The organism is Allorhizobium sp. Av2 (assembly GCF_021462805.2).
GTDB classification, from domain to species: domain Bacteria; phylum Pseudomonadota; class Alphaproteobacteria; order Rhizobiales; family Rhizobiaceae; genus Allorhizobium; species Allorhizobium vitis_G.
In genome coordinates this window covers 1,081,385-1,093,458 of record NZ_CP192697.1, presented here as the reverse complement: position 1 = coordinate 1,093,458, position 12,074 = coordinate 1,081,385, and the positions used below count along the sequence as shown (strand labels likewise).

The following is a 12,074-nucleotide window of genomic DNA, read 5'->3' as shown; positions in this document are numbered from 1 at the left end:
CGCGCCCTAAACAGTTTGTGAGGCGGCCATGTTCGAACCGCTGCTCGGTCTTGCCGCCGCCCTGTTCATCTGCGTCTACCTGCTGATAACGCTGATCAGGCCCGAACGTTTTTGAAGCGACACCTGCTTCAACCATTCTTGCCCGGTTTGTCTTTTGAGACATCGGGCACCCCTCTTTCCTGACAGATACCAGACGTCCCGCATCACATCGCTTCATACTGGCAGCGACGATGATGGGGGACGCAATCCCTCTTTTCGGAGAACATCATGTCTTCCAACGGTTGGCTGCAAATCGGCTTGCTGCTCGCTCTCGTCTTCGCCACCATCAAACCGCTTGGGCTTTACATCGCCTGCGTGTTCGAGGGGCAGCGGACGTTTCTCTCTCCCATTCTCGGCCCTATCGAGCGGCTGCTTCTGCGCATATCCGGCGTTGATGCGCGCCGCGAACAAGGCTGGCTAGCCTATACGCTCGCCATGCTCGCCTTCAATGCCGCAGGCTTTCTGGCGCTCTATGGTATTTTGCGGCTTCAGGCCTATCTGCCCTACAATCCGCAAGGCTTTGCAGGCATGACCCCGGATCTGGCCTTCAACACGGCGATCAGCTTCGTCACCAATACCAATTGGCAGGCCTATTCCGGCGAACAGGCTGCCAGCCATTTCTCGCAGATGGCAGGCCTTGCCGTACAGAACTTCCTGTCGGCGGCCACCGGTATCGCCATAGCACTCGCCGTCACCCGGGCCTTCGCCCGTTCGGCCACCAATACGCTTGGCAATTTCTGGGTCGATATGACCCGCTCGACGCTGTATCTGCTGCTGCCGATGTCGATTGTGCTGGCCCTGGTTTTCGTCTGGATGGGCATTCCCCAGACACTCGACGCCTCGGTCACGGCCACAACGCTTGACGGCGCCCAGCAGACCATCGCCCTTGGGCCGATTGCCAGCCAGGAAGCCATCAAGCAGCTTGGCACCAATGGCGGCGGTTTCTTCAATGCCAATGCCGCCCATCCGTTTGAAAATCCCTCGGCGATCAGCGATTACCTCAATATTCTCGCAATGATGTCGATCACCATGGGGCTGATCTATGCTTTCGGCAAAATGGTCGGCGACCTGCGCCAGGGCTGGGCACTGATTGCCAGTGTTGCGGTGCTGCTCATTGCTGGCATTGCCGCGGTCTACATCGCTGAAACCGCAGGCAACCCCATCCATCTGGCGCTTGGGCTTGATCCCTCGCTCGGCAATATGGAGGGGAAGGAAGTTCGCTTCGGCCAGGCGATGAGTGCGGCCTATACGGCGATCACCACAGGTATTTCCAACGGTGGCGTCAACACCATGCATGGTTCGCTGACCCCGCTTGGCGGTCTCGTGCCACTGTTTCTGATCCAGCTTGGCGAAATCCTGCCGGGCGGCGTCGGCTCCGGACTTTACGGGCTGATTGTCTTCTGTGTGCTGACCGTCTTCGTCGCTGGCCTGATGGTTGGGCGCACGCCGGAATTTCTGGGCAAGAAGATCGAAGCCCGGGAAATGAAATTCGCTATGCTGGCCGTATTGGTCCTGCCCTTTGCAATCCTGGGATTTTCGGCAATTGCTGCCGTTCTGCCCAATGCGCTGGCCTCGCTTGGCAATGCCGGACCGCATGGTCTCTCGGAAATCCTCTATGCCTATACATCTGCGGCTGGCAATAACGGCTCGGCCTTTGCTGGGCTTTCAGCCAATACGCCCTGGTACAATACCACGCTCGGCATCTCCATGGCGCTTGGCCGCTTCGCCTATGCGGTTCCTGTTCTGGCCATTGCCGGTTCGTTGGCCGCAAAGACAAAAGGCACGGCATCTGCAGGTACCTTCCCCACGCACACGCCGCTTTTCGTCGGACTGCTCGTCGCCATCATCATCATCCTGGGCGGACTGCAATACTTCCCGGCCTTGGCGCTCGGCCCCATCGCAGAACATGTCGGCATGCTCGCCGGAACCCTTTATTGATTGAAAGAGGCTGTCATCATGACACAGTCACAATCCACCTCAGAGACCAGGCCTGCCCAACGGCTGTTTGAACCATCGATCCTCAAGGGCGCGTTCAAGGACGCTTTCGTGAAGCTCGACCCACGGCAATTGATCCGTAATCCGGTGATGTTCGTGACCGAAATCGTCGCTATGGTCGTTACGATCCTTGCGGTCCGCGACCTGATTACCGGCAATTCAGCGGTGTTCTCCGGCTAGATTGCCGCCTGGCTCTGGTTTACCGTCTTGTTCGCCACTTTCGCGGAAGCCGTTGCCGAAGGCCGTGGCAAGGCCCAGGCCGATAGCCTGCGCCGCACCAAAAGCGAGCTCTCGGCCCGTAAAGTGTCGGGCAATACCGCCAGCAGCCGGGAAACAACCACGGTTGCCGCTACAACGCTGAAGATTGGCGATGTGGTGCTGGTTGCCGCTGGCGAACTCATTCCCGGCGATGGCGAAGTGATTGAAGGCGTTGCCTCAGTCAATGAAAGCGCCATTACCGGCGAATCCGCGCCGGTGATCCGCGAGGCAGGCGGCGACCGGTCCGCCGTGACCGGCGGAACCCAGGTTCTGTCGGACGAGATCCGCATCAAGATCACCACGGCTCCCGGCTCGTCCTTCGTTGACCGGATGATCGCGCTGATCGAAGGGGCTGAACGCCAGAAGACGCCGAATGAAATCGCCCTGTCGATCCTGCTTTCCGGGCTGACACTGATCTTCGTGATCGCCGTCGTCACTCTCTGGGGTCTTGCCAGCTATTCCGGCGTTGCGCTGACAGTCACGGTCATGGCCGCCCTTCTGGTGACGCTGATCCCGACCACGATCGGCGGCCTGCTATCGGCTATCGGCATTGCAGGCATGGACCGGCTGGTGCGTTTCAACGTCATCGCCACTTCGGGCCGCGCCGTGGAAGCGGCAGGAGATGTCGATACGCTGCTGCTCGACAAGACCGGCACCATCACCTTCGGCAATCGCATGGCCAGCGACTTCATCGCCGTACCCGGTGTCAGCGCCACCGAAATTGCCGAGGCTGCCCTTCTTGCAAGCCTTTCTGATGAAACACCTGAAGGCCGCTCCATCGTCGCCTTGGCCACCGGCGAATATGGCCAGTCCGCCCCCGATGCAGCACCGGATGCGGTGATCCCGTTCACCGCCGAAACCCGGCTTTCCGGCGTCGATATCGGGGCTAAGCGTCTGCGCAAGGGTGCGGTGGATTCGGTCCTGGCCTTTACCGGTCTCGACGCGGCATCCGCACCACGCGCCTTTACCGAGGCCGTTACCCGGATCGCCCAATCGGGCGGCACGCCGCTGGCCGTTGCCGATGGCAGCAGGTTGCTGGGTGTCATTCACCTGAAGGACGTGGTCAAGCCCGGCATCAAGGAACGCTTCGCCGCCCTGCGCGCCATGGGTATCCGCACGGTGATGGTCACGGGTGACAACCCGATTACCGCCGCAGCGATTGCCTCTGAAGCCGGTGTGGATGATTTTCTGGCTCAGGCAACCCCGGAAGACAAGCTTGCCTATATCCGCAAGGCCCAGCAGGGCAGCCGGTTGATCGCCATGTGCGGCGATGGCACCAATGACGCCCCGGCGCTGGCCCAGGCCGATGTCGGTGTCGCCATGCAGACCGGCACGCAAGCCGCACGTGAGGCCGCCAATATGGTCGATCTGGATTCCAGCCCGACCAAGCTGATCGAGATTGTCGAAATCGGCAAACAGCTTTTGATGACCCGTGGCTCGCTGACGACGTTTTCGATTGCCAATGACGTCGCCAAATATTTCGCCATCATCCCGGCTCTGTTCGTCACCGCCTATCCGGGACTTGCCGCGCTCAACATCATGCAGCTGGCCTCGCCGCAATCGGCCATCCTCTCGGCGGTGATCTTCAACGCGCTGATTATCGTCGCACTGATCCCGCTTGCCCTCAAAGGGGTTGCCTATCGCCCGGTTGGGGCCGCAGCACTGCTGCGCCGCAATCTCCTGGTTTACGGGCTGGGTGGATTGGTCCTTCCCTTCATCGGCATCAAGATTGTCGATCTCGCCATTACAACACTGCATTGGGTGTAATCATGCTGTCCCATCTTCGTCCCGCCATCACCATGACCGTGCTGTTTACCGGCCTTTGCGGCCTTGCCTATCCGCTGGCCATCACCGGCGTCGCCCAGGCGGTGCTGCCCGCCCAGGCCAATGGCAGCATTGTCAAGAAAGGCGATGCCGTGGTCGGCTCGGCTCTGATTGGCCAAGCCTTCACGTCGCCGCGCTACTTCGCCTCGCGTCCATCGGCGACCAGCAATTCGCCCTATAATCCGCTGGCGTCAGGCGGCACCAATCTTGGTGCAACCTCGCAAAAGCTGAAGGACCAGATTGCCGCCGCTGTCACCGCCTGGCAGGCAAACGGTCGCAGTGGGCTGGTGCCTGCCGATGCCGTCACCTCTTCCGCTTCCGGGCTCGATCCGGATATAACGCCTGAAAACGCCCGCCAGCAGGTGGCGCTGGTTGCCAAAGCCCGCAACATGCCGGAAAAGGAGGTGGCGGCGCTGGTGGAAGCTCAGGTGCAACCGCGGCTTTTGGGCGTGATCGGTGAGCCGAGGGTTAATGTATTGCGGCTGAACATGGCGCTCGATGCGGCGGGAGCCACTCAATAAGGTCTATTCATGTCCGACGCCCAGCGCGACACCAACCGCCGTCCCGATCCTGACGCCCTGCTGGGGCTTGCCAACCGGGACGGACGGGGAAAACTGACGATTTTTCTGGGAGCAGCGCCCGGCGTCGGAAAAACCTATGCCATGCTGTCGCGTGCCCGTGGTCAAAAGACCGCGGGCATCGATATCGTTATCGGTCTGGTCGAGACCCATGGCCGCAGCGAAACGGAACTGCTGACGGACGGGCTCGAAATCCTGCCGCGCAAGCAGATTGCCTACAAGGATCGCGTGCTGGAGGAATTCGACATCGACGCAGCGCTTGCCCGTCGTCCTGCGATCATCATTGTCGATGAGCTTGCCCATAGCAATGTCCCGGAAAGCCGCCATCCCAAACGTCACCAGGATATCGAGGAGCTTCTGGCCGCCGGAATCGATGTCTGGACAGCCCTGAACATCCAGCACCTTGAAAGCCTCTCGGACATCGTCACGCAAATCACCGGCGTCCAAGTGCGGGAAACCGTGCCGGACCGGGTGTTGAAACAAGCCGATGTGGTCGTGCTGATTGACCTGCCACCGGAAGAATTGATCATCCGGCTGCGAGAGGGCAAGATCTATCTGCCCGATAATGCCCGCCGCGCCACCGACAGCTTCTTTCGGCTTGGTAATCTGACCGCGTTGCGCGAACTGGCCTTACGCCGCACCGCCGACCGGGTCGATGACCAGATGGTCGATTATCTCAAGCAGAATGCCATCGAGGGGCCGTGGCGCACCGGTGAACGGCTTCTCGTCTGTATCGGCCCGGATGCGCTTTCGGAAAAAGTGGTGCGCACCGCCAGCAATCTCGCGTCGGGCATGAATGCCCGCTGGCTGGTCGTTTCGCTGGAACAAGCCGACCAAGCGGATGAAAACCCCGGCGATCAGACCCGGATCGAAGAGCTGTTTCGCCTGGCGGAGCGGCTTGGCGCGGAAACCCGGCGAGTCCAAGGCCGCGATTTCGTTCACGAGATCCTGCGTCTCGCCAAGAAGGAACACGTCACCCAAATCGTCATCGGCGCACCACAGCGTTCCCGTTGGCAAAGGCTGTTCCGCCACTCCCTGCCGGATGCCTTGCTGGAAGTCAGATCCGGCATGGGCATTCATCTGATCACCGGCGAAGCCGCGCCTGACACAACCAAGCGCGTCCAGCGGACGAAAGCCTTTTCCCTGAAGACCTTGCCGGTTCGGCCAAGGGACATCATCACCGCTCTGCTCACGACCACGGTGGCGGCTATCGGGGCACGCGGCATCATTGAATTCGTGGCGCTGCCGAATGTATCCATGCTGTTCTTGCTCGCCGTGCTGGTTTCGGCTCTGCGCGAGGGCTATGCCGCCGCCGTGCTGACCTCCGTGCTGTCGGCGCTGGCCTATAATTTCTTTTTCATCTCACCGGTCTTTACCCTCACTATTGCCGCGCCGCATGAAGTCTTTGCCTTCATCATGTTCATCGCAGCGGCGCTGATCGCTGGTGGCATTGCCGCACGGATCCGCGCCCAGGGGCAGATCGCGGCCCGTCGCGCCACACAGACGCAGATCCTCTACGACGTCTCTTCAAAGCTTGCTGGCACGGTGGATGCCGATGGCGTGGTCTGGACCGCTGTCAGTCAGTTGAATGGCATCATCAAGCGGCCCGTCGCCTTGCTCTCGCCGCAAAACGGCACGCTCGCCTTACGCTCGTGCTGGCCTCCGGATACTGAGCTTGGCGTGGCGGAAATGGCAGCGGCCCGGTTTGCCCTCGAAAAAGGCGAGGTAGCGGGCGCTGGCACCGGCACTCTACCAAATTCGAAACTGCAATTTCGGCCCTTGCGCAGTCCTGCTGGCACATTGGCCGTCTGTGGCCATGAAATGACTGGAGAGCCACTCGATCCGATGGAGGAGCGAGTGCTTTCCGCCATTCTGGACCAGGTGACGATTGCTCTCGACCGCGCCAACCTGACAATCCGCAGCGTCGAGGACCAGGCGCGGCTGGAACGCGAGCGGTTCCAATCGACCCTGCTGTCTTCCATCTCCCACGACCTGCGCACGCCGCTTGCCACCATTACCGGTGCCGTCACCAGTCTGAAGGAATTCGGCGAGCGAATGCCCGTCGAAAGCCGCCGAGACCTGCTGCAATCCATCGAAGAAGAGGGTGAGCGGCTGTCGCGTTTCGTTGGCAACCTCCTCGACATGACCCGCATCGAAGCGGGAGCACTGGAAGCAAAACACGATTGGGTAGATTTGAACGATGTGATCTCGGATGCTATCGCCCGCGCTCGCCGTGTCGCACCAGGCACCGACATTAGCGCCAGCATTGCCCGTGACCTGCCTTTGCTGCGGGCGGATAGCCTGCTTCTGGGGCAGGTATTGTTCAACCTGATCGACAATGCCTGCAAGCATGGTGGCGGCGAGCCGGTCACCGTCTATGCCCGCGCCGATGATACAGTGCTATCGCTTTCGGTAACGGACATGGGCAAGGGCATTTCGGAAAAAGACATCGACCGGATATTTGAAAAGTTCTACCGTCGTGGCAAAGGAGCGGACGGTCGCAAGCCGGGGACCGGGCTTGGCCTCGCCATTGCCAAGGGCTTTGTCGAGGCGATGGGCGGCACGATCACCGTCGAAAGCCCGGCAGTGAAACGGATGGGGACGCGATTCACCCTGCGTTTTCCGCTGGAGAATATGGAAAAGGACCGGGCTGAGGCATGAAAGGGCAACGTATTCTCGTCGTCGATGATGAGCCGCAGATCCTCCGGTTCCTGCGCCCTGCCCTTGCGGCGGCCGGTTACGAGGTGATTGAAGCCGATACCGGCAAGCAGGCATTGGCGCTGGTGGCAACTGCCGTGCCTGATCTGTTGATCCTCGATCTCGGCCTGCCTGATATGGATGGCAAAGAGGTGATCGCCCAATTGCGCCACTGGAACCAGATCCCGATCATCGTACTGTCTGCCCGCGACCGAGAGATCGAAAAGATCGCAGCGCTTGATCTCGGTGCCGACGATTATCTCGAAAAACCCTTCGGCATCGGCGAATTGACGGCCCGCATTCGCGTCGCCCTTCGCCATAAACCGCAGGCAGAACCCGCCCAATCCATCATCCGCAGTGGTGAACTCGTCATCGACATCGACCACCGCCTCGTCACAAGAGCGGATCAGCCAGTCAAGCTGACGCCGAAGGAATATGATCTGCTGCGCCTGCTCGCCACCCATGCGGGTCGCGTCTTGACCCATGGCGCATTGCTGAAAGAGGTATGGGGTCCGGCCCATGCCCACGATCTTCAATATCTGCGCGTCTTTATTCGCCAGATCCGCGCCAAGATCGAAAAAGACGAAAGCCAACCAGCAATCATTCTCACCGAGGCCGGTGTGGGGTATCGCTTTGTGCTGGCGTAACCGCTTTGAGTTCCCGAGAGACTATGTTGGCATTGTGCGCTGGCGCTGGTTCAAATGCGCAATTGCCAGGAAGGCCATGACCGCAACACCGCCAATGGCGGTGTTGATCGTAAGAGCGAGATCCGTACCCATCTTTTCCATCATCCACGCGAAAGCGAAAGGGGCCGTCGAAGACACGACCAACCGAACGGCGGTGACTTGGCCTTGACGCCTGCCGTAACCGGCGCTGCCAAACAATGCCAGCGGCAGGGTTCCCTGGACGATGCTGCCGAGGCCGGAGCCCAAGCCGAGCAGGACCGCAAATATCAATGCGCCTGAAAAGGATGGGGCTGTCAACAACAGCACGGCAATCGCCGTGGGCATCAGTAGTGCCGAAACCAACGCCAATGTCAGTTGAGACAGATCGCGGCCAAACATCATATTGGTGAAGCGGCTGAGAACCTGTGATGGGCCAAACAGGGTTCCGACCAATAGAGCGGCGGAGCCAAGGCCGAGCGCCGTCAACAGCGGCACCATATGCACGAGCAAGGCCGCATTCACGAAGCTTTCAAGCGCAAAACCTGTCACCATCAGGAGAAAGGCGACAGGTCGCAACCTGTCGGGCAGGCCGCCTTCCATGATACGCTGTGGCGTGGTGCTGGGGGCAATAACTGGCGCATGGCGCTCACCCACCCGGCGTGCCAACCACAGATGAAGCGGCAAGCAGACGGCAAGATGCAGAAGCGCGTAAACCAGATAGACTTGCCGCCAACTGAGACCGGCATGAAGGGCTGAGGTCAGTGGCCAGAAAATCGTCGAAGCAAAACCGGCGATCAAGGTCAGATAGGTTATATTGCGTTGCGCACTCTGCGGCCGAAACTGGACAAGAAAGGCAAAAGCCGCCGTATATTGCACCAGGGTCGAGGCCATCTCAACGACGATCAGCGCTATCACAAATGTAATCTTGCCCGGCGCAAGCGCGCAGGCGACCAGGGACAGCGCCGCAATCAGCGATCCCACCGTCAGGACCCGACCTGCACCATGGTCATCGATAACGCGCCCTACCCAGGGCGCGGCCAATCCGCCTGCCAGCAAAGCAGCGGAAAGAGTTGCGAAAATCCATTCGCTCGACCAGCCAAGATCTACCCCCATCGCGGGGGCGAGAATACTGAAACTATAATAGAGCGTGCCGTAACCGATGATTTGCGTCAGCCCCAAGGCGATAATCACAAATATCTCGCTCCGGTTGTTCGACAGCGATAAGCGGCCACGACTGCTCCTATTCAGGCTCATAATGGTGTGTTGCCCGTGAGTGTGTCGAGCTTTTCAGCCGCTTCCTTGCGCTCGCTATAGCGGTCGGTCAGATAGCCGGATGCATCCCGTGTCAGGAGCGTAAACTTCACCAGTTCCTCGCAGACATCAACGACGCGGTCGTAATAAGAGGAGGGTTTCATGCGTCCGTCGGCGTCGAACTCCTGGAATGCCTTAGCAACGGAGGATTGGTTGGGAATGGTCATCATCCGCATCCAGCGGCCAAGAATGCGCATCTGATTGACCGCATTAAACGACTGCGATCCGCCCGAAACCTGCATGACGGCCAGCGTCTTGCCCTGGGTCGGACGCACGGCACCGATGGAAAGCGGAATCCAGTCGATCTGGCTTTTCAGAATACCGGTCATCGCGCCATGGCGTTCCGGGCTGACCCAGACCTGGCCTTCCGACCATGCAGACAACGCGCGTAATTCCTGGACCTTCGGATGACTGACCGGCTCCGCGTCGGGCAGTGGCAAACCCGCAGGATCGAATATCCTCACCTCGCACCCGAAATGCTCCAGCAGCCGACCCGCTTCCTGCGCCAATAACCGGCTATAAGACACCGCCCGCAAAGAACCATAGAGGATCAGGATTCGAGGCTTGTGCGTGGAGACAGGCGGCCTCAAGGCCGCCATGTCTGGTTGCATCAAATGCTGTTCGACAGCCGCTGGCAAATCAGACAATGCGCTTGCCCTCACTGTCCAGAACCTTTTCACCGTCTTCCTTGGTGAACGCGCCCTGATGGGTCTCGGGCAGGATCTCCAGGACCCGTTCGGATGGCCGGGCCAGGCGCGTCCCAAGCGGGGTGATCACGAACGGACGATTGATCAGGATCGGGTGTTCCAGCATGGCCTCCAGCAATTGCTCGTCGGTGAGATCAGGATTATCCAACCCAAGCTGCGTATAGGGCGTACCCTTTTCCCGGATCGCTTCGCGCACGGAGAGACCGGCATCGGCGATCATCCGGGCCAATTCGGCGTGGGTTGGCGGATTGGTCAGATACTCGATGACCTGCGGTTCGATGCCCGCATTGCGGATCATTGCCAGGGTGTTACGGGACGTGCCGCATTCGGGATTGTGATAGATCGTGGCGTTCATGACTAGGCCTTTTCTTGAGTGTTTGCGTCCTGAATGTCGGCTCTGGAAAGACTGGCAGCCTGCACAGCGGGGCCGCGCTCGTACCAGCCCTTGCTGCGATTGACGATCCAGACGACAGACAGCATGACCGGCACTTCAATGAGAACCCCGACGACTGTGGCGAGGGCAGCGCCAGAATTGAAACCGAACAGGCTGATGGCAGCAGCAACCGCCAGTTCGAAGAAATTCGACGCGCCGATCAGGGCTGAAGGACCGGCAACGCAATGTTGCTCGCCGGTCATACGGTTGAGCAGGTAGGCGAGGCCCGAATTGAAATAGACCTGGATGAGGATCGGCACCGCCAACAGGGCGATGATGGTCGGCTGGGCAATGATCTGCTCCCCCTGGAAGCCGAACAGCAACACCAGCGTGACCAGCAATGCCACAAGCGACATCGGTTGCAGCACCTTCAACAGTCGGTCGAGCGAGGCCGACGAGCCGGACGAAGTCAGACTACGCCGCAAAATCTGCGCCGCGATCACCGGAAGGATGATGTAGAGCACCACCGAAAACACCAGGGTATCCCAAGGTACGGTAATGGCCGACAGGCCAAGCAGCAAGCCGACGATGGGCGCAAAGGCCACGACCATGATCGCATCGTTCAATGCGACCTGGGAAAGAGTGAAATGCGGCTCGCCCTTCGTCAGGTTCGACCAGACGAAGACCATCGCCGTGCAGGGCGCGGCGGCCAGGATGATCAATCCGGCAATATAGGAGTCGATCTGTACAGCCGGCAGCAGAGGCCGAAACAGTGTGCCGATGAACAGCCAGCCGAGCAGCGCCATGGAGAAGGGCTTGACCGCCCAATTGATGAACAGCGTGACGCCGATGCCGCGCCAATGGCGGCCGACCTGCCCAAGCGCTGCGAAATCGATCTTGATCAACATCGGGATGATCATCAGCCAGATCAGCACCGCGACCGGGATATTGACCTTGGCGATTTCGGCGGCCCCGATAACCTGAAACACACCGGGCATGGCATGTCCGAGGACGATACCAATGATAATACACAGGAAAACCCAAACCGTCAGATAACGTTCGAATGTGGACATGATGTTTCTCCGGCTATGTCTTGGTAGCCACAACCGGGCCAGGCGTAGCGCCCTCGACGGTACCGATCTGGCGCAACTGGGTTTGCAGCGCCAATTTTTCGATTGAGGCGATTGGCAGGTTGATAAATAGCGTGATCCGGTTTTTCAAATAGCGCGCCGCCAGCGAAAAGGCGCGACCGATTTCCACGTCGGAGCCGGTGGCAGCGGCTGGATCTTCGACACCCCAATGAGCCGTCATTGGATGCCCCGGCCAGACCGGGCAGGATTCGCCAGCGGCGGCATCGCAAACGGTGAAGATGAAGTCCATTTGCGGCGCATCCGCCTCAGCAAACACGCCCCAGCTTTTCGAGCTAAACCCCGTGGCGGGATAGCCAAGCGCCTCCAGTGTCTTCAACGCCCATGGGTGAACCTCCCCTTTTGGATAACTACCGGCAGAAAAAGCGCGAAAGCGCCCGCCACCTTCGGCATTGAGTATGGATTCAGCAAGGATCGAGCGGGCAGAGTTGCCAGTGCAAAGAAAAAGCACATTATAAACTTGGTCGGTCGGCATGGCA

10 protein-coding genes and 1 pseudogene are annotated in these 12,074 nt (G+C 59.7%); 6 read left to right on the top strand and 5 right to left on the bottom strand.

What is annotated here, in order from left to right; all coding sequences use genetic code 11:
- The first annotated feature begins 28 nt into the window (after positions 1–28).
- From FS819_RS22640 to FS819_RS22615, 6 genes and pseudogenes are all read left to right on the top strand, one after another.
- A complete protein-coding gene (locus FS819_RS22640; protein WP_070148480.1) occupies positions 29–115 on the top strand; it encodes a potassium-transporting ATPase subunit F in 87 nt (28 codons plus the stop codon).
- Positions 116–267: 152 nt separating this feature from the next.
- Positions 268–1,977 carry a potassium-transporting ATPase subunit KdpA gene (gene kdpA, locus FS819_RS22635; protein ID WP_156549491.1) on the top strand — a complete coding sequence of 570 codons (1,710 nt, stop codon included), beginning with the start codon at positions 268–270 and terminating at the stop codon, positions 1,975–1,977.
- 18 nt (positions 1,978–1,995) lie between these two features.
- Positions 1,996–4,059, top strand: a pseudogene (gene kdpB, locus FS819_RS22630) (potassium-transporting ATPase subunit KdpB).
- A 2-nt stretch (positions 4,060–4,061) separates the two neighbouring features.
- Complete coding sequence (kdpC, locus tag FS819_RS22625; RefSeq protein WP_070163489.1) at positions 4,062–4,637, top strand: potassium-transporting ATPase subunit KdpC; 576 nt, start codon at positions 4,062–4,064, stop codon at positions 4,635–4,637.
- A gap of 9 nt (positions 4,638–4,646) precedes the next feature.
- A complete protein-coding gene (locus FS819_RS22620; protein ID WP_156549487.1) occupies positions 4,647–7,355 on the top strand; it encodes an ATP-binding protein in 2,709 nt (902 codons plus the stop codon).
- Positions 7,352–8,038 (top strand): response regulator, encoded by a 687-nt coding sequence (locus FS819_RS22615; RefSeq protein WP_156549486.1) that lies wholly within the window; start codon positions 7,352–7,354, stop codon positions 8,036–8,038. Before FS819_RS22620 ends, FS819_RS22615 begins: the two co-directional genes overlap by 4 nt.
- A gap of 21 nt (positions 8,039–8,059) precedes the next feature.
- Here FS819_RS22615 and arsK read toward each other — a convergent pair whose 3' ends face one another.
- Genes arsK through FS819_RS22590 form a run of 5 tightly spaced genes read right to left on the bottom strand, consistent with a single transcriptional unit; the run spans position 8,060 to position 12,070 of the window.
- Positions 8,060–9,310: an arsenite efflux MFS transporter ArsK gene (arsK, locus tag FS819_RS22610; RefSeq protein WP_234624619.1), complete on the bottom strand. Its 1,251-nt coding sequence runs from the start codon at positions 9,308–9,310 to the stop codon at positions 8,060–8,062.
- The gene (gene arsH / locus FS819_RS22605) at positions 9,307–10,014 is read right to left on the bottom strand and encodes an arsenical resistance protein ArsH (RefSeq protein ID WP_156549484.1); all 708 of its coding nucleotides are present in this window, start codon (positions 10,012–10,014) and stop codon (positions 9,307–9,309) included. The genes arsK and arsH overlap by 4 nt, the downstream gene beginning before the upstream one ends.
- The gene (gene arsC, locus FS819_RS22600; protein WP_070148456.1) at positions 10,007–10,429 is read right to left on the bottom strand and encodes an arsenate reductase (glutaredoxin); all 423 of its coding nucleotides are present in this window, start codon (positions 10,427–10,429) and stop codon (positions 10,007–10,009) included. Before arsC ends, arsH begins: the two co-directional genes overlap by 8 nt.
- 2 nt (positions 10,430–10,431) lie before the next feature.
- Positions 10,432–11,520, bottom strand: a complete 1,089-nt coding sequence (arsB, locus tag FS819_RS22595) for an ACR3 family arsenite efflux transporter (RefSeq protein ID WP_156549482.1) — start codon at positions 11,518–11,520, stop codon at positions 10,432–10,434.
- A 13-nt stretch (positions 11,521–11,533) separates the two neighbouring features.
- Positions 11,534–12,070 (bottom strand): arsenate reductase ArsC, encoded by a 537-nt coding sequence (locus FS819_RS22590; protein ID WP_156533535.1) that lies wholly within the window; start codon positions 12,068–12,070, stop codon positions 11,534–11,536.
- Positions 12,071–12,074 lie beyond the last annotated feature (4 nt).